The organism is Frondihabitans sp. PhB161 (genome assembly GCF_003814635.1).
Lineage (GTDB): Bacteria > Actinomycetota > Actinomycetes > Actinomycetales > Microbacteriaceae > Frondihabitans.
This window is the reverse complement of the sequence record NZ_RKQW01000004.1, coordinates 131,483-153,274: the sequence shown is the minus strand read 5'-3', so window position 1 is coordinate 153,274 and position 21,792 is coordinate 131,483. Positions and strand designations below refer to the sequence as shown.

Annotated in this window: 23 protein-coding genes; 13 read left to right on the top strand and 10 right to left on the bottom strand. The window is 68.0% G+C overall.

All coding sequences use genetic code 11. The features are described from left to right. The first annotated feature begins 84 nt into the window (after nucleotides 1-84). From EDF39_RS15445 to EDF39_RS15430, 4 genes are read left to right on the top strand one after another with little or no spacing between them, the layout of a single operon-like run. Complete coding sequence (locus EDF39_RS15445) at nucleotides 85-1,194, top strand: hypothetical protein (RefSeq protein WP_123944505.1); 1,110 nt, start codon at nucleotides 85-87, stop codon at nucleotides 1,192-1,194. Beyond that, nucleotides 1,191-2,375 carry a glycosyltransferase gene (locus EDF39_RS15440; protein WP_233573163.1) on the top strand — a complete coding sequence of 395 codons (1,185 nt, stop codon included), beginning with the start codon at nucleotides 1,191-1,193 and terminating at the stop codon, nucleotides 2,373-2,375. Before EDF39_RS15445 ends, EDF39_RS15440 begins: the two co-directional genes overlap by 4 nt. After that, complete coding sequence (locus tag EDF39_RS15435; RefSeq protein ID WP_123944503.1) at nucleotides 2,372-3,400, top strand: glycosyltransferase; 1,029 nt, start codon at nucleotides 2,372-2,374, stop codon at nucleotides 3,398-3,400. Before EDF39_RS15440 ends, EDF39_RS15435 begins: the two co-directional genes overlap by 4 nt. Continuing rightward, the gene (locus EDF39_RS15430; protein ID WP_233573162.1) at nucleotides 3,397-4,239 is read left to right on the top strand and encodes a glycosyltransferase family 2 protein; all 843 of its coding nucleotides are present in this window, start codon (nucleotides 3,397-3,399) and stop codon (nucleotides 4,237-4,239) included. The genes EDF39_RS15435 and EDF39_RS15430 overlap by 4 nt, the downstream gene beginning before the upstream one ends. Here the strand turns inward: EDF39_RS15430 and EDF39_RS15425 are convergent. Together EDF39_RS15425 and EDF39_RS15420 are read right to left on the bottom strand one after the other, a co-directional pair. Further along, on the bottom strand, nucleotides 4,236-4,679 hold the full coding sequence (locus tag EDF39_RS15425) for a VOC family protein (protein WP_123944501.1): 444 nt from the start codon (nucleotides 4,677-4,679) through the stop codon (nucleotides 4,236-4,238). The genes EDF39_RS15430 and EDF39_RS15425 overlap by 4 nt on opposite strands. A gap of 104 nt (nucleotides 4,680-4,783) precedes the next feature. Next, nucleotides 4,784-5,260, bottom strand: coding sequence for a DUF2510 domain-containing protein (locus tag EDF39_RS15420; protein ID WP_123944499.1), 477 nt, complete (start codon nucleotides 5,258-5,260; stop codon nucleotides 4,784-4,786). 326 nt (nucleotides 5,261-5,586) lie between these two features. On the opposite strand from EDF39_RS15420, the gene chvE reads away from it, so the two are divergent. From chvE to EDF39_RS15400, 4 genes are all read left to right on the top strand, one after another. Further along, entirely contained in the window at nucleotides 5,587-6,711 is a 1,125-nt protein-coding gene (gene chvE / locus EDF39_RS15415) for a multiple monosaccharide ABC transporter substrate-binding protein (RefSeq protein ID WP_123944497.1), read from the top strand. A gap of 91 nt (nucleotides 6,712-6,802) precedes the next feature. Next, nucleotides 6,803-8,356: a multiple monosaccharide ABC transporter ATP-binding protein gene (mmsA, locus tag EDF39_RS15410; protein WP_123944495.1), complete on the top strand. Its 1,554-nt coding sequence runs from the start codon at nucleotides 6,803-6,805 to the stop codon at nucleotides 8,354-8,356. Further along, nucleotides 8,340-9,578, top strand: a complete 1,239-nt coding sequence (gene mmsB, locus EDF39_RS15405; RefSeq protein ID WP_123944493.1) for a multiple monosaccharide ABC transporter permease — start codon at nucleotides 8,340-8,342, stop codon at nucleotides 9,576-9,578. The genes mmsA and mmsB overlap by 17 nt, the downstream gene beginning before the upstream one ends. Before the next feature lie 124 nt (nucleotides 9,579-9,702). Next, nucleotides 9,703-10,737, top strand: a complete 1,035-nt coding sequence (locus EDF39_RS15400; protein WP_123944491.1) for a LacI family DNA-binding transcriptional regulator — start codon at nucleotides 9,703-9,705, stop codon at nucleotides 10,735-10,737. A gap of 123 nt (nucleotides 10,738-10,860) precedes the next feature. On the opposite strand, the gene EDF39_RS15395 is transcribed toward EDF39_RS15400, so the two are convergent. The 5 genes from EDF39_RS15395 to EDF39_RS15375 are packed head-to-tail and all read right to left on the bottom strand — an operon-like array spanning nucleotide 10,861 to nucleotide 15,380. Beyond that, a complete protein-coding gene (locus tag EDF39_RS15395) occupies nucleotides 10,861-11,502 on the bottom strand; it encodes a metal-dependent transcriptional regulator (RefSeq protein WP_123944489.1) in 642 nt (213 codons plus the stop codon). 11 nt (nucleotides 11,503-11,513) lie between these two features. After that, a complete protein-coding gene (locus EDF39_RS15390) occupies nucleotides 11,514-12,782 on the bottom strand; it encodes an Nramp family divalent metal transporter (RefSeq protein ID WP_370275199.1) in 1,269 nt (422 codons plus the stop codon). A gap of 56 nt (nucleotides 12,783-12,838) precedes the next feature. Further along, nucleotides 12,839-13,639 carry an amino acid ABC transporter ATP-binding protein gene (locus EDF39_RS15385; RefSeq protein ID WP_123944488.1) on the bottom strand — a complete coding sequence of 267 codons (801 nt, stop codon included), beginning with the start codon at nucleotides 13,637-13,639 and terminating at the stop codon, nucleotides 12,839-12,841. Then, nucleotides 13,636-14,508: an amino acid ABC transporter permease gene (locus tag EDF39_RS15380; protein WP_055959028.1), complete on the bottom strand. Its 873-nt coding sequence runs from the start codon at nucleotides 14,506-14,508 to the stop codon at nucleotides 13,636-13,638. Before EDF39_RS15380 ends, EDF39_RS15385 begins: the two co-directional genes overlap by 4 nt. Continuing rightward, nucleotides 14,505-15,380, bottom strand: coding sequence for an ABC transporter substrate-binding protein (locus tag EDF39_RS15375; RefSeq protein WP_123944486.1), 876 nt, complete (start codon nucleotides 15,378-15,380; stop codon nucleotides 14,505-14,507). Before EDF39_RS15375 ends, EDF39_RS15380 begins: the two co-directional genes overlap by 4 nt. A gap of 236 nt (nucleotides 15,381-15,616) precedes the next feature. Between EDF39_RS15375 and EDF39_RS15370 the strand changes: the two genes are divergently transcribed. Genes EDF39_RS15370 through EDF39_RS15360 form a run of 3 tightly spaced genes read left to right on the top strand, consistent with a single transcriptional unit; the run spans nucleotide 15,617 to nucleotide 19,007 of the window. Continuing rightward, on the top strand, nucleotides 15,617-17,191 hold the full coding sequence (locus tag EDF39_RS15370) for an adenosylhomocysteinase (protein WP_123944484.1): 1,575 nt from the start codon (nucleotides 15,617-15,619) through the stop codon (nucleotides 17,189-17,191). Beyond that, nucleotides 17,188-18,525 (top strand): amidohydrolase family protein, encoded by a 1,338-nt coding sequence (locus EDF39_RS15365; protein WP_370275198.1) that lies wholly within the window; start codon nucleotides 17,188-17,190, stop codon nucleotides 18,523-18,525. Before EDF39_RS15370 ends, EDF39_RS15365 begins: the two co-directional genes overlap by 4 nt. Continuing rightward, complete coding sequence (locus EDF39_RS15360) at nucleotides 18,522-19,007, top strand: cupin domain-containing protein (protein ID WP_123944482.1); 486 nt, start codon at nucleotides 18,522-18,524, stop codon at nucleotides 19,005-19,007. Before EDF39_RS15365 ends, EDF39_RS15360 begins: the two co-directional genes overlap by 4 nt. Before the next feature lie 500 nt (nucleotides 19,008-19,507). On the opposite strand, the gene EDF39_RS15355 is transcribed toward EDF39_RS15360, so the two are convergent. After that, nucleotides 19,508-20,023 carry a MarR family winged helix-turn-helix transcriptional regulator gene (locus EDF39_RS15355; RefSeq protein WP_055959036.1) on the bottom strand — a complete coding sequence of 172 codons (516 nt, stop codon included), beginning with the start codon at nucleotides 20,021-20,023 and terminating at the stop codon, nucleotides 19,508-19,510. 227 nt (nucleotides 20,024-20,250) lie between these two features. On the opposite strand from EDF39_RS15355, the gene EDF39_RS17550 reads away from it, so the two are divergent. Next, nucleotides 20,251-20,409 carry a hypothetical protein gene (locus EDF39_RS17550; RefSeq protein ID WP_158613249.1) on the top strand — a complete coding sequence of 53 codons (159 nt, stop codon included), beginning with the start codon at nucleotides 20,251-20,253 and terminating at the stop codon, nucleotides 20,407-20,409. Further along, complete coding sequence (locus tag EDF39_RS15350) at nucleotides 20,406-20,606, top strand: hypothetical protein (RefSeq protein ID WP_123944480.1); 201 nt, start codon at nucleotides 20,406-20,408, stop codon at nucleotides 20,604-20,606. The genes EDF39_RS17550 and EDF39_RS15350 overlap by 4 nt, the downstream gene beginning before the upstream one ends. A 158-nt stretch (nucleotides 20,607-20,764) precedes the next feature. On the opposite strand, the gene EDF39_RS15345 is transcribed toward EDF39_RS15350, so the two are convergent. Together EDF39_RS15345 and EDF39_RS15340 are read right to left on the bottom strand one after the other, a co-directional pair. Then, a complete protein-coding gene (locus EDF39_RS15345) occupies nucleotides 20,765-20,983 on the bottom strand; it encodes a hypothetical protein (protein ID WP_055959041.1) in 219 nt (72 codons plus the stop codon). Nucleotides 20,984-21,091: 108 nt separating this feature from the next. Then, nucleotides 21,092-21,757 carry a peroxiredoxin-like family protein gene (locus EDF39_RS15340; RefSeq protein WP_123944478.1) on the bottom strand — a complete coding sequence of 222 codons (666 nt, stop codon included), beginning with the start codon at nucleotides 21,755-21,757 and terminating at the stop codon, nucleotides 21,092-21,094. Nucleotides 21,758-21,792 lie beyond the last annotated feature (35 nt).

The following is a 21,792-nucleotide window of genomic DNA, read 5'->3' as shown; positions in this document are numbered from 1 at the left end:
ACAGAAAGATCCGAATTCACATTCGCTGCGTAGCCTGCACAGAGTGCCCACCGGGGGTGCCGACTCGACCCCTACGGAGCCTCTATGACGCAGACCCTCTGCGTCGCTTCCGTACCCGCAGGTCATCCTTACATCGCTCGTGCTCTGGCAGCCCCGATCGGTGCCCCAGTGCAGGTTCGGGTTGTACCTGATCCTCAGCCCGTGGGTGCACCGGCGGGCCAGTGGTGGCCGCCCGCGATCGTGGCTTCCGGGTGGATCGACTCGCACCGCTCCGACGCCGACCTGCTGCACCTCCACTTCGGCCTGGAGTCGTTCACCGTCGACGAACTCGTTGCCGCAGTGGATGCCGCTCACGACGCGGGCTGGCCGGTCGTCTACACCGTGCACGACCTCGAGAATCCCCAGCTGGTCGACCAGGCACCCCACGTCCGACAGCTCGACGCGCTACTCCCTCTCGTCGACGCCGTGGTGACCCTCACTCCCGGCGCCGCGAGCGAGATCGCCGAGCGTTGGGGCCGGACGGCCCTCGTGCTCCCCCACCCGCGCCTCCTGCCCGACGACGTCGAACCGTCCCGCGGTCTCGCGCACGACCTTCCCGTGATCGGAGTCCATCTGAAAGACCTGCGCCCGAGCGTTGATGGGGCCGCCTCCGTGCGAATCCTCCTCGGCGCGCTCGATCTCCTCCGAGACCGGGGTGTCAGCACCACCGGTGAAGTCCGCCTGCACCGGAGTGTGCGCGACGACGAGCAGCGGGAGCAGATTCGTCTTCTCTGCGCGGAGCGCTCCGACGTCGTGCTGATCGAACACGACCGCCTCGACGACGAGGCTCTCGCGGAGGCCCTCGCGCACCTCGACGTGTGCGTACTGCCGTATCACTCGGGCACCCACTCGGGCTGGCTCGAACTCTGCTGGGATCTCGGCGTCGCCGTCGCCGTGCCCGATGTCGGGTACCTCCGCGAGCAGCACGACGACGAAGCGACGATCGCGGGCTTCTCGCGAGAGGGCCTCGACGGCGATCGCGTCGAATCGCTGGCCGGCGCAATCGCGCGTCTCCTCGACTCGGCTCCCGAGTCCGGCAGCGAGGCGCGTCACGATCTGGCCGTTCGTCGCCTTGAAGAGCGCACCACGACCGACGAGATGACGGCGCGCGCCCACGCCGACCTCTACTCCGATCTTCTGGCCGAGCGGTCGTGACGGTGACTCTGCGCATCGTCATGATCGCTCCCCTGCGCTTTCCGATCCACGCTCCCTTCGCGGGAGGCCTGGAATCGGCCGTCTGGAACGAGATCCGACTGCTTCGTGCCCGCGGGCACCGGGTCGAACTGATCGCAACCGAAGGATCCGACTACCTCGAGGGCGGCCCGCGCCAGTTCGTGCTGCCCGCGGTCGACTGGCACGGCGACCCCGCAGCCGCTGACGACACCTACCCGCCGGGGTACCTCGGCCGCGCCCTGCCCGCTCTCGACCGCGCTCTCGCCGTGGTGGCCGAGCGCGCCGCGGCCGGCGACATCGACATCGTCGTCAACCACTGCCTGCACGGCCTTCCACTCGCCCGCGCCGGAGAGATCGGCGTGCCGATGGTGTCCACTCTCCACACGCCCATCGTGCCGGAGCTCGTCGCCTCGCACGCCACCGGTCGGGGGCGCGGCAGCCGGTTCCTCGCGGTGAGCGGACACACGTCTCGCACCTGGTCGGTCGAGGGCGTCCACTCGGCGGTCTTGCACAACGGCGTCGACACCGACGTGTGGCCCCGGGGCGACGGCGGAGAAGGCCTGGTCTGGTTCGGCCGGATCAACCACGAAAAGGCACCCCACCTCGCGCTCCAGGCCGCCCATCTGATGGGACGACCGCTGACGATCGCCGGCCGGATCGGCGATCAGACGTACTTCGACGAAGAGGTCGCTCCCCTCCTCGACGGCGACCGGCAGTACGTGGGACCGCTCGGCACGACCGAGCTCGCGAGCCTCGTTCGTCGGAGTGCGTGCGCTCTGACGACGCCGCTGTGGGACGAGCCCTTCGGCCTGGTCACCCCGGAGGCACTCCTCTCGGGAACCCCCGTCGCCGCATTCGCGATCGGCGGCATCACCGAGCTCGCCGTCGGGTCGATCGGACTCACGACGGTTCCGGTCGGCGACGTCGCCGCTCTCGCCGCAGCCGCGACCGCACTCATCGCCCAGAGCGACGCCGACCCCGCGTTCCGGGCGACGGTGAGTCACGCCGCCGCCCTGCGCTTCTCGCTCTCCAGCCGCATCGTGGCCCTCGAGCAGATCTTCGCCGAAGCTATCGCCGACGAAGCCCTCATAGAGAACGGTCGGACGGACTACGGCAGCGACGACTCCGACAGCGGTGCTCTCGAGCGAGCATCCGCCGCATGAGCCGTCCGACCATCGGCTGGTACGTGCACCATCACGGCCACGGGCACATCACTCGGTTTCTCGCCATCCGCCCTCAGCTCGACGCCGACGTGGTCTGCTTCAGCACTCTCGAAGCACCGAGCCCCCTTCCCGATCGGACCATCTGGATCCAGCTCGACCGTGACGACCTGGCCGAGTCCGGCTCCGGCGGCAGCCTCTCCGAACCGGCAGACGCCGACCCCACCGCTGCGGGTCTGCTGCACTGGGCTCCGCTCGGCCATCGCGGGCACCGCTCGCGGCTGGCCCACATCGCTGCGGAGATCGTGAAGCACCCCGTCGCCGCCTTCGTCGTCGATGTCTCAGCCGAGGTGACCCTGTTCGTGCGCCTACTGGGAATCCCCGTGGTGCTCGTCGGGCAGCCCGGACGTCGCACCGACGACGCGCACAAGATGGCGTTCCGGGCGGCCAGTCGGATCCTCGCCCCCTGGCCCGCGGGCGTCGTCACCCAGCCGGACTTCGGCGACGGCGTCGACGTCGTCCACACGGGCGGAATCTCTCGCTACGACGGCCGCCAGCCCCTGTCCGACGACACACGATCGGGAGTGCTGGTGATGCTCGGGTCGGGCGGCGGCGACGTCAGCGACGACGACCTGCGAGCCCTCGACGAGGCCCTGCCCGAACAGACGATCACCGTGCTCGGGCCCGGGCGAGACTGGCAGGACGACCCGTGGCAGGCGCTCTCGTCGGCCGAGATCGTCGTCTCGTGGGCCGGTCAGAACTCGATCGCCGACCTGGCCGCGGCCGGCGCGCGCGGCATCGTGATTCCGCAGCAGCGACCCTTCGACGAACAGGTCGAGATGGCGACTGCCCTCGAGCACGCCGGACTCGCAGTCGTCGAGCGCGGCTGGCCCGAAGCGTGGCAGTGGCCGTCGGTGCTCGATCGGGCGCGAGCGCAGGATCCCACGTGGTCGGCCTGGCAGACGACCGGTGCGGTCGAGCGCGCCGCGGCAGCGATCCTCGACCTGGCAGAGGAGTGGTCGCGGTGACGGCGTCCACGACCGACTCGGCGGTGCCCTCGCAGGCACCGGCGATCGCCGTGGTGACGCTGGCCTCGGCAGCCCGGCGGGCCCACGTCGACAACCAGCTGGCGGTGGTCGGTCGGTCGAGCGAGGTGCGCCGGATCCTCGTCTGGCTCGGCGACGACTCCCCCACCGGCATCGACGCCGACGTCGTGCTCTCGGTGCCGCCCGGGCCCGATGGCCTGCGCCTGGCCGCCGCCCGCAACGCCGGCGCCGATCGCGCCGTGGCAGACGGTGCCGGGCTCGTCGTGTTCCTCGATGCCGACTGCGTGCCGGATCCTTCGCTCTTCTCCGCCTACGCCGCCGCCGCGGCCGCGCAGCCGGAAGCCGTGCTGTGCGGGCCGGTGACGTACCTTCCGCCCGGCGTCGACTCCCTCGATCCGGCCGCCCTCGACCGGCACCGGTCGCCCCACGCGGCACGCCCGACACCGCCCAGGGGCCAGGTGGTACTGGCCCCGGCCGACGACTACCGCCTGTTCTGGTCGCTGTCGTTCGCGCTGACGGCAACCGCGTGGAGTACCGGGCCGCGGTTCGACGAGACGTTCGAGGGGTACGGCGGCGAAGACACCGACTTCGCCTACCGACTGCGATCGGCCGGGGTGCCGCTGGCCTGGGTGGGCGGCGCCGACGCCTACCACCAGCATCACCCGACCACCTCGCCTCCGGTCGCGCACCTCGACGACATCCTGCGGAACGGTGCCCTGTTCGCGCGCACCTGGGGCGAATGGCCGATGCTCGGCTGGCTGGAGGCCTTCGAGCGCAACGGGCTCGTACGACGCGTCGGTGCGGGGTGGGCTAGGCGCTAGGGGCGTCGTGGGGCGCTGAGCTCGAGGTTGATGTCGTCGGGATCCTGCAGCGACAGCACCACCTGGTTGAACGTCGGCAGGTCGGTGACCTCGCCGTGCTCGATGCCGGCCTCCGAGAGTCGCTCGGCCGCCCGGTGCAGATCGTCGACGCTCGCCACCCGGAAACTCACGTGGTCGAGCCCCACCCGGTTCGGATCGAAGGTATCGCCCGGATTCGCCACCGGACGCAGGCCGAGCGTCTGCCCCTGGAAGGTGAACGAGCAGCCGCCGTAGGTGCGCCACGGGTCGTCGTGAATGGTCGGGTCGTCGATCTGGTCGCTGAAGTCGCTGCCCGGCGCCATGCCGAACAGCTGCTCGTAGAAGGCCTTGCTGCGGTGGATGTCGGTGACGGTGAGGCGAACATGGGCGAACCCGCTCGGCGTGACAATGGCGTCGTTCATGCCCTCCAGCTAAGCGCGACGCACCCTCGGATGGCCACGGCGCCCCTGGCAGACGAGGGTTTTCTGGACATTCGGGGGTGCGTCGAGCGCGTCACCATGTACCCCTAGGGGCGCGCGCGGAGAACGGCCAGACCGAGGGCCTCGAGAAAGGCGCCCCACTCGGTTGGCGTCGTGCGGCTGCTCCGCCGGATCGATGTCTCCGAGAACAGACTCGGCCGAGAACGCGGGCGCGCATCCGCGAGGAGGAGGTCGAACGTGTCGCCGTTCTTCGACACGAGCACCTCGGAAACGGTGCTGAGAGCGATGCGCTGGAGGGGCGGTCGGTCGAGCTTTGACCGATACAGGAGTGTGTCGCCGACGAGCTCGACGTACCCCGTCACGCCGCGGACGACGAGAGTTGCGGCGGGTGCGGCCGGGGCTGAATCGGGCGGAGCGGAATCGGGTGATGAGGGAGCCGGTGACGACGAGGATCCGGCCCGCGTCCGATCGGTCCAGCGCGTGCCGTCCCACCACCGCTCGACCTCGGGGTCGGCGTCGGGGTACCAGCCCGCCGGTGCACCCGGCGGAGGAAGGTCGCTCACGGGTCTCGCCCCTTTCCGGCGACGCCGCCGTTACCTGATTGAGACACAGATGTTTGTGTTCAGGTGACGATACCGCTTACGATTGCCCACAGCTTGTGAGCGCTCACAACGACCGAATCGCCACCTTGACATTGGAGTCTTGCCATGACGACACTCGTCTTCACCTGAGACTCCTCGCGCTTCGCTCGCTCCGGTCCGGCCACCAGGCAGACCCGCGATCACACGCATCTCCACCTTCACCCGGGTCGCGCACCCCTGCGCTGCCCCATCTCGCAGTCACAGATCACCACCTCCCGAACAACACCACACAACACAAAAGGAACAACATGAAGACAAAGAAGTTCTTCGTCGGCGTCGCAGCCATCGGACTCGCTTTCTCCCTCGCCGCCTGCTCCGGTGGTCGCGGCGGCTCCGGTAGCACCGGTGGCGACGACAACAAGGGCGCCCTCGTCGGCGTCGCGATGCCCACCAAGGTCTCGGAGCGCTGGATCAAAGACGGCAACGCCGTCAAGAGCGACCTCGAGAAAAAGGGCTACAAGGTCGACCTTGAGTACGCCGACAACAAGATCCCCACCCAGGCGCAGCAGGTCAGCAACATGATCACCAAGGGCGCCAAGGTCCTCATCGTGGCCTCGATCGACGGTGGCTCGCTCAGCGACCAGCTCGACGCGGCGGCGAAGGCCGGCATCAAGGTCATCTCGTACGACCGCCTCCTCACGGGCAACAAGAACGTCGACTACTACGTCTCGTTCGACAACTACAAGGTCGGCGTCGACCAGGCCACCAGCCTTCTGACCGGACTCGGCGTCCTCGACGCCGACGGCAAGAAGACCGGCGACAAGAAGGGCCTCAACATCGAGCTCTTCGCCGGTAGCCCCGACGACAACAACGCCACGTTCTTCTTCAACGGAGCGATGGACACCCTCAAGCCCTACATCGCCGATGGCACGCTCATCGTCGGATCGGGCCAGACCGGCTTCACTCAGGCCGCAACCCTGCAGTGGGACCCGGCAACCGCCAAGTCGCGCATGCAGAACCTGATCGCGAAGTCGTACTCCGGCGGAAAGAACGTCGACGGCGTCCTCTCGCCCTACGACGGCATCTCGATCGGCATCATCTCGGCGCTCCAGGGCGCCGGCTACGGCACGTCGTCGAAGCCGCTCCCGGTCATCACCGGCCAGGACGCCGAGGCCGCTTCGGTCAAGTCGATCGTCGCGGGTGAGCAGTACTCCACCATCTACAAAGACACGCGCCAGCTGGCGACCGAGTCCGTCACGATGGCCGACGACCTGCTGACCGGCAAGACCCCCGAGGTCAACGACACGAAGACGTACGACAACAAGGTCAAGGTCGTTCCGACCTTCCTGTTCCAGCCCACCGTCGTCACCAAGGACAACTACAAGAAGGTCCTGATCGACAGCGGTTACTACACCGAGGCCGACCTCAAGTAGGTCGCCCCGGGGCGAGGCGGGCCGCGCACTCCGCGGCCCGCCTCGCTCTTCTGCCCCACATCCCCACTCAGAACCCGAGCAAGGAGCCCCTGTGGCGAACACCATCCTCGAGATGCGTGAGATCACCAAGACCTTCCCCGGCGTCAAAGCCCTCCAAGACGTCACTCTGGAGGTCGAACGCGGCCAGGTCCACGCGATCTGCGGTGAAAACGGCGCTGGCAAGTCGACGCTGATGAAGGTGCTCTCCGGCGTCTACCCCGCCGGAAGCTTCGACGGCCAGATCCTCCTCGACGGCAAGCCCGTCGACTTCAAGAACATCAACGACTCCGAAGACGCGGGCGTCGTCATCATCCACCAGGAGCTGGCCCTCAGCCCGTTCCTGTCGATCGCCGAGAACATCTTCCTCGGCAACGAGCGATCGAAGCGCGGCTTCATCGACTGGAACGACACCAACCTCGAGGCGGCGAAGCTGCTTGCCCGGGTCGGTCTGCGCGACAACCCCATCACGAAGATCGTCGACATCGGAGTCGGCAAGCAGCAGCTGGTCGAGATCGCGAAGGCGCTCTCCAAGAAGGTCAAGATCCTGATCCTCGACGAGCCGACCGCCGCTCTGAACGACGACGACTCTGCTCACCTGCTCGACCTCATCAAGAGCCTGCAGGGCCAGGGCATCACGTCGATCATCATCAGCCACAAGCTCAACGAGATCAAGGCGATCGCCGACAAGGTCACGATCATCCGCGATGGCAAGACCATCGAGACGCTCGACATGCACGGCGACGAGGTCTCGGAAGACCGGATCATCAAGGCGATGGTCGGCCGCGACCTCGAGAGCCGCTACCCCGACCACACGCCGAGCATCGGCGAAGAGCTGCTGCGGATCGAGGACTGGACGGTTCACCACCCCCTCGACGCCACCCGCGAGGTCGTGCACCATGCCAACCTCAACGTGCGCGCCGGTGAAATCGTCGGTATCGCCGGCCTGATGGGCGCCGGTCGCACCGAGCTCGCGATGAGCGTGTTCGGCCACAGCTACGGCACCAACATCTCGGGCACCGTCTACAAGCGGGGCACGCCGATCAAGACGAACACCGTCTCGAATGCGATCAAGAACGGTCTGGCATACGCCACCGAAGACCGCAAACGCTACGGTCTCAACCTGATCGACGACATCAAGCGGAACATCTCCGGTGCGGCGCTGAACAAGCTCGAGCACCTCGGCTTCGTCGATGCCTCGAAAGAGACGACCGTCGCCGACAAGTACCGCAAAGACATGAACATCAAGGCTCCGAACGTCTCGGTGCTGACTGGCAAGCTGTCGGGCGGCAACCAGCAGAAGGTCGTCCTCTCGAAGTGGATGTACTCGGATCCTGAGGTCCTCATCCTCGACGAGCCCACCCGCGGCATCGACGTCGGCGCGAAGTACGAGATCTACACGATCATCAACCGCCTCGCCGATCAGGGGAAGGGCGTCATCGTCATCTCCTCCGAGCTGCCCGAGCTGCTTGGCATCTGCGACCGCATCTACACGCTCTCGGAAGGGCGCATCACGGCGGACGTCCCCCGTGACCAGGCGACCCCCGAGTACCTCCTTAAATACATGACTCAAGAACGAGAGGCCCCGGTCAATGAGCGCGACATCTGACCTCAAATCCCCCCGCCAAGACCTGGTCCCCGGCAAGCAGCCCGGTCCGATCGGCTCAGCCGTCAGCTACCTGACCGGCCAGCTCCGTCAGATCGGCCTGTTCATCGCGCTGATCGTGATCGTGCTGTTCTTCCAGGTCGCGACCAACGGCATCACCCTCCGTCCGATCAACGTGTCGAACCTGGTGATCCAGAACAGCTACATCCTGATCCTCGCGATCGGCATGGTGATGATCATCATCGCCGGCCACATCGACCTCTCGGTCGGTTCGGTCGTCGCGTTCATCGGCGCCATGTCCGGTGTCATGATCACCCAGTGGGGTCTGCCCTGGTGGGCCGCGATCATCCTCTGCCTCATCCTCGGAGCCCTCGTCGGCGCCTGGCAGGGGTTCTGGGTGGCGTACTTCGGCATACCGGCGTTCATCGTCACCCTGGCCGGAATGCTCGCGTTCCGTGGAGCGGCGCAGATCGCCCTGCAGAACCAGCAGATCTCGCCCTTCCCGTCGCAGTTCCGCGCCCTCGGCTCGGGCTTCCTCCCGTCGATCGGTGAAAGCGGCTACGAGCCGCTGACTCTCATCATCGGCGCGGTGGCCGCGATCGCGATCATCCTGTCGGGTCTCCGCGGTCGTGCGGTGCGTCGCAAGTACGAGCTCGAAGACGAACCGTTCCTGTGGTTCATCGTCAAGATGGCCTTCACCGTGGCGCTCGTCGTCTACGTGGCCTTCCTGCTCGCCAGCTACTCGGGAACCCCGATCGTCCTCGTCGTGCTCGGCGCGCTCGTGATCATCTACGCCTCGGTCATGCGCAACTCGGTCTTCGGCCGCCACACCTATGCGATCGGTGGCAACCTCCAGGCCGCCGCCCTCTCGGGTGTCAAGACGAAGCGCGTCACGTTCCTCCTGTTCGTCAACATGGGTGTCATCTCGGCTCTCGCCGGCCTGGTCTTCACCGGACAGCTGAACCTCGCCAGCCCGTCGGCCGGTACCGGATTCGAGCTCGACGCCATCGCGGCCGTCTTCATCGGTGGCGCTGCCGTCACAGGTGGTATCGGTACCGTGCCGGGCGCCATCGTCGGTGGTCTGATCATCGGAATCCTGAACAACGGAATGTCGATCCTCGGCGTCGGAACCGAGTATCAGTCGCTCATTAAGGGGCTCGTGCTCTTGGCCGCGGTCGCGTTCGACGTCTTCAACAAGCGCCGCGCCGCCTCGTCCATCAAGTAGCGAAGCGCACCACCCCCGTCTATCGGCCCCGAACGCTCGTCGTTCGGGGCCGATCGCCTTTCGTCGGACGACCCGACCCGAGATTCACCCGACACCCGTCGGCCAGCCCGATGTGAGCGATCACATGTCACCCGAAGGACACCACGTGAAGGCACTCAAGACGCGACAGGCGACGATCTTCGACGTGGCGCGACTGGCCGGGGTCTCGCACCAGACCGTCTCGCGCGTGCTGAACAACCTGCCGAACGTCCGCCCGACGACCCGCGAGAAGGTCGAGGTCGCCATCCGGCAGCTGAGCTACACCCCCTCCCCCGCGGCGCGGGCCCTGGTTACCCGACGCTCCGCCACCATCGCGGTCTTGAACACGGGAGCAGCCGACTTCGGCCCGGCGAGCATCGCGATCGGCCTGTGCGAGGCCGCGGGGCCAGCGAACTACACCGTGACCATGTCGAACTCGGGTGGGTCGGATCCTGAGTCCATTCGCTCCGTGATCGTGCAGTTCGTGCGACAGAACGTCGAAGCCATCGTCGTGATCGCTGCCCGCACCGCGAGTCTTGAGGCGCTCTCGGGCATCGACCTCGACATCCCCCTGCTGACGATCGAGTCGGCCGGTCGGCCCGGGTTCCATAGTGTCTCGCTCGACCAGTACCGCGGTGCCCGCCTGGCGGTTCGGCACCTGATCGACCTCGGCCATACGCGCATCGAGCACGTGGCCGGGCCCTCCGACTCCCTCGACGCTCTCGAGCGCCTGCGCGGCTGGCGGGACGAGCTCGGTGAGGCCGGCATCGCGGCCCCCCGCCCCCTGCAGGGGTCCTGGACACCCGACTCAGGATCCGACGCGGCCACAGAACTGCTCGCCCGGTCCGATCGCGGCACGGCCGTGTTCGTCGCCAACGACCAGATGGCACTCGGCTTCATGCACACGCTCGAGCGCGACGGCATCCACGTGCCCGACGACATCAGCGTGATCGGCTACGACGACATCCCCGAGGCCGCGTACTTCACTCCCCCGTTGACCACGATGAAGCAGGACTTCGACGCGCTGGGTCGCCAGATCATGGGGCATCTGCTCGAAGTGCTGCGGGATCCTGCTGCTCCGTCGCCGACCCGGTTCGTGCCGTCCCTCGTCGTGCGGGAGTCCGTGCGGGCGCTTCGGTAGTGAGCTGCTCTGCCGTGCGAGGTCGCGCGAATCGGCCGACATCGCGCGCCGCGGCGCTTTGACCTTGGCCGATTCACGCGCGGTCGCCCAGCAAGGTCACAGGGCTAGACAAAGCGAATCGCGTCAGGCTGCGGGCCCGGCAGCGGCCGGCGCGACGGGAACCACCCAGACATCGCCCACACCCGCACCCGCATCAGCCCCCGCGCGCACGACGGCCCCGGGCACGAGGCCGAACTCCTCCGCTCGCACCAGCTCCTGGGGGTCGGCATCCGAGACGCGCACGACGCGATAGTCGCCCGGTGGCGCCACCGCCAGACGCAGAGCACCGCCCGGCACGGCCGTCGCCCCCTCCCGCGACGGAATGGGATCGCCGTGCGGGTCGGCGACGGGCCGCCCGAGGAAGTCGTCGATCCGATCGATCAGCGTCGTCGACACGGCGTGCTCGAGCCGCTCCGCCTCGTCGTGCACCTCGCTCCAGCCGTAGCCGAGGCTGGTGACGAGAAACGTCTCGATCAGCCGGTGTCGCCGAACCATGTCGAGCGCGAAGCTCGTTCCGCGAGGCGTGAGACTGACCGGACGATAGGGCTCGTAGTCGACGAGGCCCTGGGTTGCGAGCCGGCGCATCGTGTCGGTGACGTTGGCGGGAGTCGTGCCGAACCGCTCGGCGAGGCCCTTCGCCGTGATCGGCGGATCGCCCCACTCCGTCGCCGCCCAGATCGCCTTGACGTAATCCTGGGCGACGGAGCTGATCGAATCGGTGTCCACGGCTGTCGACTCTACGGCCCGGCCACTGTCAACACGACGAGCACCACGTTGAGCAGGCCGATCGAAGCAGTAACGACCCAGGCGACGACGGTCAGGATCCGGTGGTTTGCAAACACCCCCATGATCGAGTGGTCGCTGGTGTACTTCACCAGCGGCACCAGCGCGAACGGGATGCCGATGCTCAGCAAAACCTGGCTGAGAACGAGCGCCCGGGTCGGTTCGAATCCCGTCGACAGGATCACCAGCGCCGGGATGAGGGTGACGACTCGGCGCACCAGGAGGGGAATGCGGAGGTGCAGCAGCCCCGCCATGATCGTGGAGCCGGCGTAGCACCCGACCGACGTCGAGGCGAGGCCGGACGCGAGGAGCCCGACTCCGAAAATCACCCCGACGGCCGGGCCGAGAGCCGCCACCACGGCGGCGTGGGCCCCCTCGATGGTGTCGGTGCCGTCGACACCGCGAAGGCTCGAGGCGGCGAGCAGCAGCATGGCGACGTTGACCGTGCCGGCGAGCACAAGAGCGAGCACGACGTCGACGCGCGTCGCTTTGAGGAGCCGTCGGATCCTGGGCTCTTCGAGGGTGGCGCCGTGCCGGTCGCGAGCGAGCCCCGAGTGCAGGTAGATGGCATGGGGCATCACCGTCGCCCCCAGCATGCTGGCGGCCAGCAGCACCGTCTGCGTGCCCACGAAGCGCGGCACGATGCCCGCGGCCGCGTCGCTCCACGAGACCGGGCTGACGACGACCCCGGCGAGGAACCCGATCGCGATGATTGCGAGGAGCGCGATGATCACGAACTCGAACGGTCGCTGCCCTCGACGCGACTGGATCGACAGCAGCACCATCGAGACGACGCCGACGATCAGGCCGCCGAGGGGTAGCGGAACGCCGAAGAGGATCTGCAGCGCGATGGCGCCGCCGATCACCTCGGCGAGGTCGGTACCCGCGGCGATCACCTCGGCCTGCGCCCAGAAGAGGAGCCGTCGCCGTCGAGGCAGCCGCTCCCCCAGCAGCTCGGGCAGGCTGCGGCCGGTGACGAGACCGAGCTTCGCCGACAGGTACTGGATGATCACGGCCATCACGTTCGCGGCGACGAGCACCCAGACGAGCAGGTAGCCATACGAGGCACCGGCGGTGAGGTTCGCGGCGACATTGCCAGGGTCGACGTAGGCGATCGCAGCGACGAACGCGGGGCCCAGCAGCCACAGCAGTCGGGCCTCGGGGCGCGCACCGGGTTTCGGGCCGCGCTCGCGCGCCAGGGTCGTCGTCTCGGAGTCGCTCACAAAGTTAAGCTAGCTTAAACCGTCGGCGTCCGCCCATCTTGGCGCCGCCAAGGTTGTCAGTGCGAGACGCGCGACAGGAACTCCTTCAGAGCGGGGTGCCGCGGCGAGTCGAGCAGCTCGGCAGGCGGGCCCTCCTCGACGACCTCGCCGAGATGCAAGAACACGATGCGGTCGGCGACCTTGCGGGCGAACGACATCTCGTGAGTCGTCATCAGAATGGTCGAGCCCTGCTCTTTGAGCTCGGTCACCAGGTCGAGCACCTCGCCGACCAGCAGCGGGTCGAGAGCGCTCGTCACCTCGTCGAGCAGCAGCAGCTCGGGGTTCGTGGCGATGGCCCGGACGATCGCGACCCGCTGCTGCTGGCCGCCCGAGAGGCGGTCCGGATACGACGAAGCGAAGGATCCGAGACCGACCCGCTCCAGCAACCGCCTGGCCTCCGTCTCGGCCGCGGCCTTCGCCACGCCGTGCACCTTGCGCGCGGCGAGCGTGACATTGGCCAGCACGGTGAGGTGCGGAAAGAGGTTGAACTGCTGGAAGACGACGCCGATGCGCGACCTTGTGCGGTCGACGTCGATGCGGGGGTCGCTGATGTCGGCCCCCTGGAGCAGGATCTGGCCGTCATCGATGGATTCGAGCAGATTCGCGGTCTTGAGGAGCGTGGATTTGCCGGATCCTGAGGCTCCGATCACGACGATCACCTCGTGCGCGTGCAGCTTCAGATCGATGCCGCGGAGCACGGCGACGTCGCCGAACGACTTGCGGATGCCGCGAAGCTCCAGGACGGGGGCGGGTGTGCTGGACGCTGATGTCTGGTCGTCGCGGCTCTGATTCTGGTGACTCTGGGTGTCGGGGCTCATACGGCACCGCCAATCTGCTCGCGGCGCTGTTGGCGTCTCGCGAGGCCATCCGTCAGGCGGATCAACGGCAGGCTGATCAGCACGAACAGGAGCCCTGCGACGAAGTACGGCGTGAAGTTGAAGGTCTCGGCCTGAGCGATGTTGGCTGCGCGGACCGCGTCGACCGCCCCGAGGATCGACACGAGACCGACGTCTTTCTGCATCGAGACGAAGTCGTTCATGAGCGCGGGCGTGACCTTGCGAAGCCCCTGCGGCAGCACGACCAAGCGGAGCGTCTGCGCATGCGAGAGCCCCAGCGACCGGGCCGCGAGGCGCTGCGACGGGTGGACCGCCTCCATGCCGGCACGGAGCACCTCGGCCACGTACGACGAGTAGGTGACGATGATCGCGACCGTGCCCCACACCTCGGCCGGGAGCCGCGGGAAGATGCCGAGCCCCGGGATCCCGTAGCCGACGAGGTAGAGCACGATGATCAGCGGCAGGCCGCGAAAGAGGTCGGTGTAGCCGGTCGCCACGACCCGCAGCGGGAAGAACACCGGGCTGCGGAGACCGCGGATCACGGCGAGGAGCGTGGCGAAGATCGCGACGCCGATGCTCGCGAAGAAGAGGATCCGCACGTTGAGCCACAGGCCCTGCAGGATGCTCGGGAACGTGTCGACCGCCACGCCCGGATCGAAGAACGACTGCTGCACCGTCGCCCAGCCCGGAGTGTTGACGACGCCGACCCAGACGAGCGCCACGACGACCACGGTCGACACGATGCTCACCAGGATCGACTGGCGCCCGCGCCGCGACCGGTAGAGACGCCGCTCGACCTCGATCTGAGACGGAGGCGCCGCTACGACGGCGGCGCCATCGCCGGCTGTCACTTGAGGATCGGCACGTCGACCTCGGTCGACAGCCACTTCTTCGTCAGGGCCTCCAGCGTGCCGTCACTCTTCAGCGTGTCGACCGCGGTCTTCACCTTGTTAGTGAGCGCCGATCCCTTGGGCAGGACGATGCCGAACTTGTCGCCATTGCCGTCGTCGGCGAACTGGCCGATGATCTTGCCGTCGTCGAGCTGGGCCGACGACATGTAGAACGCGGTGGGGAGGTCGGTGACGACAGCATCGATCTGACCCGACTTCAGTGCCAGCACGGCGTCGTCGTTCGAGTTGAACACCTGCGGGGTCGTGCCGAGCTCGTCTTTGGCGACGGTGAGGCTCGTCGTGCCGGTCGCGACGCCGACCTTGAGGCCCTTCAGTCCGGCGATGTCGGTCACGCCCGCGGCGGCGGACTTGCTCGTCGTGACGACGGCCTGCGTGGTCGTGTAATAGACCGGAGAGAAGTCGACGGCCTTCTCGCGCTGAGCGGTGATCGAGAACTGCTGGATGTTGAGATCCCAGTCTTTCGCGCCGGGCGCGATGGCCGAGTCGAAGGTGCTACGCGTCCACACCACGTCGGACTTTTTGTAGCCGAGCTCGTCGGCGACCGCGTAGGCGACGGCAGACTCGAAGCCCTTGCCCGACTCGGGCTTGTTGTCGTCGATCCAGGGCGAGTAGGCGGGCTGGCCGGTCGCGATCGTCAGCTTGCCGACGGTGACGGTGTCGCTGCTGCCGTTGCCGCCATTGCCGCCGCCGCCGCTCGAGCAGGCGGTGAGGGCAACGGCCGCGAGGAGCGCTGCGGCACCGGCGAGGGCCGCGGTGCGACGGCTGACGCGGCGCGAGGTGCGGGGGCTGGAACGGGGGCTGAGTCGGGTCACGGGAGGGCCTTCGGTCAGGGGGTGAAGTCTGGATAGTACCGTCCCGCACGCCACGCGTGTGACGGTCGCGTCATAGAGCGTCTCGGGTGGCGGGTGCCGGACGTGTGCCGCGAGATGGCCTTATCAACGGCTTCTGCGTCCACTTCCGGCAGATTCGGCCATCTCGCAGGGGTCGGCCCTGCCGTGGTGCCACTCCCCGCGACCGGGCACGCCTCGACCCTTGCCATACTGATGCCATGCCCGAGCCGGATGCCGCCGCACCACACGACGAGACCGACACCCGCACCGACGCCACCCGAAAGACCGACGCCGACCTCGCCTCGTCCGCCGTCCGTCGGTTCGCGCGGGCGACGAACCAGGTCATCGCCGGAAAGACCTTCAGGATCCGCGGAACCGCCCCCGCACTCGACCGACTCCTGCGCGATCTCGGCGCCCGACCGGCCGCCGCGGGGCACGACGCCGATCTCGACTGGTTCGCGGCCGTCGGCCACGACGCCGAGCCGACCATCGCCCTGCCGAACCGGGGCGACGCGACGGGCCGCATCGACTGGGCTCGACGCCACATGACGGTGTCGGCCCGGCTGGCAGCCGCGCTCACCCACGACGGGATCGTGCGCGGCGTACGGATCGGCATCGCGATGGTGCTCGAACCGAAGACCGCCGTGCTCGCCCTCCTGCTGCGCGACGCCGGCGCCGAGGTCGTCGTGTACGCGCACGCCGACGAGACCGACGACGAGGTCGCCGACGCCCTTCGCGCGGAGGGGCTCGAAGTCTTCGCCGACTCCCGCGCCACGCTCGCCGAGCAGCGTGCCCTTGCGGTAGACCTGCTCGATCGACGACCCGCCGTCCTTCTCGACGACGGGTCGCACGTGATCCGGCTCGCTCACGAGATCGGGCATCCGGCGCTCGACACGATGGTCGGAGCAGCAGAAGAGACGACGAGCGGATTGCGGCCGTTGCGGATCCTCGCCCGGCGAAACGAACTCGTGATTCCCGTGATCGCGGTGAACGACGCGCGAACGAAGACGTACTTCGACAACCGCTACGGCACGGGCCAGTCGTGCGTGTTCGCGATCCTCGATCTGCTCGACACGCTGCCCGAGACGCCGGTTCGAGCAGGATCCCGCGCCACCGTCGCCGGATTCGGCCCCGTGGGCGAGGGCGTCGCCCAGGTGCTCGCGGCACTGGGCCTCACCGTGACCGTGGCCGAGACCGATCCGGTGCGAGCGCTCCAGGCCGTGTACGCCGGGTACGACGTCGCAGAGCTCGCGGTCGCTGCCAGCCAGTCTGACCTGATCGTCTCGGCGACCGGCGTGCGCGAGACGCTCTCGCTCGAGGTGCTGCGAGCCACTCGCGAGGGTGCCGTGGTCGCTGTCGCGGGCGGCGTCGACCAGGAGGTCGTGCTCGACGCGGCTGCCGAGGCCGGGGCCACTCGCGAGCCCGTCGTGCCGAAGATAGAACGGTTGACCATGTCGGGTGGCCCTAGCCTCTTCCTGCTCGACGACGGCGGCTGCATCAACATCACCGCCGCCGAGGGCAACCCGATCGAGATCATGGATCTCTCGTTCGCGGTGCAACTCGAGGCGGTGCGCATGCTCGTCGACAGCGGCTCGACGCTCGAGCCCGGTGTGCATGCGCTTGGCCCGAAGGCGGATCGAGTGATCGCGACCGAGGCCCTTGCAGCGCAGGGCATCGCGGCTCCGGGGGCGGTCGCCGAGGCCAGGGCGCCCCGCGACGGCGATCCGGACGGCGATTCCGCGGATCCTCGGACCACCCGCTTTGGGCCCCTCGGCCCGGAGGCGCGCTCGTGACCACCCCCGCCCGCGACTTCTCGCCCGTCGTCGTGCACTCGGCACGCATTGTCGTGCCGATGACTGCGCCGCCGATCCTCGACGGGGCGGTCGCCGTGCAGAGCGGTCGAATCCTCCACGTCGGAGAGCGTTCGTGGGTGCTCGACCGGCTCGGCGCGAGCCGGCTCCGCTGGAGCGAGCGGCACTGGCCGGGTGCGATCCTGCCCGGTCTCGTGAACGCACACTCGCACCTGCAGTACACCGGAATGGCGAGCGTCGGCGAGGGCTCGTACAACGGCTTCGACGACTGGGCGAAGTCGTTCGGAGCCGTCTACTCCGGCCCGCACGACTGGGCCGCCGAGGCCGCTCGCGGCGCCGAGCTGTCGATTGTCGCGGGCGTCACGAGCGTCTCCGACGTGGTCACCGATATGGAGGCGGCCTCGGCGCTCGGCGACGCCGGGCTCGGCGGCATCGCCTACTGGGAGGTGATGGACTGGGAGAACGAGGCCTGGGCCGAACGCGGGCGCGACCAGATCTTGGACGAGCTGACGAGGATCCCGGCGGACCCGGGCGTGGGCCTCTCGCCGCACGCGCCGTATTCGCTCGACGTCGAACCGCTCCTCGAGCTGCCCGACATCGTCCGGCAGCGCGGGCTCCGCCTGCACCTGCACCTCGGCGAGTCGGCGTTCGAGGGCGAACGCGGAATGGAGCCGGGTGGCTCGTCGACCGGCGACTCGGCTGCGGGTGGGCATGACGCCTGGCATTTCGTCGGCGTGCCGAGCTTCCGGGCACTCCGCGAGCTGGGATTCGGTGCCAGCGCCACGGCGTTCGTCGACCGGCTCGGCGTGCTCGGCCCCGACTGCCACGTGGCACACGGCGTCTACATGACCGCCGACGACCGCGCTCTGCTCCGGGCCCGCGGCACCACGGTCGCCCTGTGCCCCCGATCGAACGCGGTCATCGGCCTCGATCCTCCCCCCGTCGCCGACTACCTGCTCGAGGGCAGTGCCATCGCCGTGGGCACCGACTCGCTGTCGTCGTCGCCTTCGCTTGACCCGCTGGCCGATGTGACCGCGTTGCACCTGATCGCCCGGTCGCAGGGCTACGCCCGGCACGACCTGCACGAGCGCCTGCTCACTGCGGCGACTCTCGGCGGCGCCCACGCGATGGGGCTCGACGTCGGGCCCGACCGCGTCGGCCATCTCGCCGTGGGAGCCCGGGCCGACCTCGCCGTGTTCGACGTCGATGCGCGCACCGTGCCCGACGCCTACGCCGAACTCGTCGAGGACGGCGCCGGTCGATGCGTCGCCACGATTATCCGCGGCGTCGTCCGCCACCAGAAGGAGCCCACATGAACGCCGTTCCCCCCGTGCCCCCATTCGCCGGTGCAGTCGCCCGGCGTTCGGTCGAGGGCGTCGTCCTCGAGTGGCTCGCTGTCCCGCCGCGAGCCTCGGCCCTCGACCTCGAACCCCACCCCGAGGGCGGCTGGTACCGACGTACGTGGACTTCCGGCGCCGCGACCTCGACCCCCGGCGGCGAACGGCCCGCAGCCACGCTGATCCTGTTCCTGCTGCCGCCCGGCGAGGCATCGGCGTGGCACCGGGTGACGTCGGACGAGATCTGGCTGTGGCACGGGCCGGATGCCGTGCTGCTCGAACTCGGCGGCGATGGTGAGGCCCCCGGGACGTCGACCGGGATCCTTCTCGATGGCTCGTCGACGCAGGGGTTCGTGCCTGCGGGAGTCTGGCAACGGACCGTGCCCTCGGACGGCGAGGCGCTGGTGTCGTGTGTCGTGTCGCCGGGCTTCTCGTTTGCCGACTTCACGCTGGCTGACTGACACACGGGTTTTCCGCTGGGTGCCCAGGCTTTCCGCTGGGTGCCCGGTGGGAGTCTGCTCGACCGGGCAGCGAGAACGGCGTAGGTTTCTCTGTGCAAAGAATTTTATTCTTTGCGACGACCGTCGGGCGCCCCTGCCCGTGAAGCTAGTGCCCCGCTCGATCGTCAGGGCCGTACCTCGTGTTGAGAGGTGCGGCCCTTCTCATCGCCCGAAGCGTGTCGCCTCGGTGATGCGCTCACCCGTCGATAACGAGTGCGATCGAGACGTCCGCGAACCCGGGGCCCTGCCGTGAAGCTACCCACGGGCCCGCGGAACATCGTTGCCGACCAGACTTGGCGGACTCGCCCACCGTACGAGACAACGGAATGCGATTTCTACCCCTGTACACCGTGCAGCTCACGCGGTACTTTAATCCCAGGTCAAGTCCGCTTTTCGCTAGTTGAGATAGCTAGTTGACTTAGCTAGTTACTCTAACCAGGTGCGCTCTCGGCCGAGCGCAGTCACTGGTCGGTGACGTCGATTGCCGCGGTCATCTCGCGAAGGAACTCCGTCACGGCCCGGGCAGCATCGGCGTCGAGGTTTTCGGCCGCCGAGATCATTCGCGCGTGCATTCCCGCCATCGTGGCGCGCACTTCGTCATCCGAGCCGCCCGTGGCGGTGATCAGCACGCCCCGCCGATCGGTCGGGTGCGCGTGGCGTTGCAGATGGCCGCTCTTCACCAATCGGTTGATCAGCACCGATGTCGACGCGGTGGTGATCGCGAGATGCTCCGAGAGCGTCTTCGCCGAGACCGTCTCGCCAGCCCGCTGCGCCCGGAGGAGGAAGCGAATCGCAGCGAGATCGGTCTCACCCATCTTCATCGACGTGCGGGTGCGCTCGCGCATCTCTTTCTCGGCCTGACGGTAACGCCGGAGAGCGTTGAGCACCTCGGTGGCACGTTCTTCGGCGGTGACGTCGTACCAGAAGCCGGACGCGTCGAAGGTGCCCGAGGCCGCTGATGGCGTGGAATTCTCCATGGCCACACAGTAATTGCTAGACGCTGCAGGAATCGAAGAATCGGGGTCTCACCGGGCGCGATTATCCGAATTACGCACCTTTGTGGCTGTAGCTAGACCGGCTAGATACCTCCGGCCATACTCATCTCAGGCGCCGGTTCACGGCGGCGCCGGCCCCGGTTCACGGCGGGGTCCAGTTCGAGTAGTTCCCCTCAGGCAGTGCAGGCTGTCAGAATTGAGATGAACAGATGTCCCTTCTCCGACCCTCCACCACGCAGGTCTCGCCCTTCTCCGAGATCCGCCAGATCGAGCGCAACAAGACCCTCGCGGTCATCGCGGCCTCCACCGTCGTTGCGACGAGCTGCCTCATCACGGCCGTCCTCGTGGCACTGGGCGTGCTCGCATGAGCATGTACCGTCGCGCCGAGAACGTCCCGCCCGTTCGCATCTCCGGATATCCCAAGCGCCACCGCGGCTTTCTGAACGACGTGCGCCTCGCCACCGTTGATGCGATGCCGGTGCGTCAGCCCCGCCCGAAGCAGCCCGTCGAGGTCTGCTACGCCGACTTCTTCGCCCCAGCGGCTGAGGAGCTCGCAACCGCCTGACCTCTTCGACCCCTCCTCCTCTTTCTGGCCCGGGCGTCGAAACTCCACAAATGGTCCATGTCGCGCAAGCGGCATAGGCCATTTGTGGAGTCTCGGCGCCTCCCCACCGCATCGCAGTGGCAGACAGGCGGGAGAGCTGAAGCGGAAGGGAGCCGGAGCTACTTCTCTTCGTGCTTCAGGGCGAGACCCAGGGCGAAGAAGGTCGGCGCCCAGTGGCCGATGAAGATGCCCCAGCGGTCGGACTGCGCCTTGTCAGACGCGTCTTTACCCTGCGACGCGAGCCACGCGACGAGAGCGATGACGATGGAGGCGAAACCGCCCCAGTAGGCGTGCTCGCTCTTGATGCCGACGTCGGAGAGAAATTTGATGGGGTTCATAGCAGCTCCTAGGAGTGAAGTGGTCGAGATAGGTTCACTCCACTCCTCGGAGCCAGCCACGGTCCAAGAAAAGTCTCCGGCCCGAGAGAAGCAGACGACCGTCGAGCGCTAGACGCCCGGCAGGGCGGCGACGATCGTGTCGACCTCGGTGCGGGTCGTGTAGTCGACGTGCACGTCGACGAATGTGACGACCTGGTCGGCGTCGACGACGATCACGGTCGGGAACGGGATGTCGCCGGTGGCATCGGCGTTGCTGTCGGCCACGTCGAATCCGAGGTCGGTGTGGGCGGCGCGCGCGTCGGCGCTGGGCTCGGTCAGGAGCCCCAGCTGACGGACCAGCACGTTGCCGGGGTCGGAGAGCACGGTGTACTCGAGCGACCCGTTCGCGACCGAGAGCTCGCTGCCCTCGGGAGTCTGCGGGCTGATGGCGACCAGTTCGATGCCCCGCTCGCGAAGAGTCGGCAACAGCGACTCCTGGTAGTGCTTCAGAGTCAGGTTGCAGTACGGGCACCAGGATCCTCGGTAGAAGACGACGACGGCTCCCCCAGCGCCGAGAGCGTCGGCGAGCGCCACCGCCGTGCCGTCCGGTGCGACGAGGCTGGCGTCCGGCAGCCGCGACCCCACCGTCACTGCGGCATCCGGCACACCCGAGGCCGTCAGGGCTGCCTGCTCGTCAGCGAAGACGCCGCTCAGCCGCGGTCCGATCTGCGCGGTGAATCCGTCGTTGAACTCGTCGATCTGCGTCTTCAGGGTGGTCGTCGCGGTGCCGGTCATGGGTCGTCCTGTTCGGGTCGGGTCAGCTGGTGAAT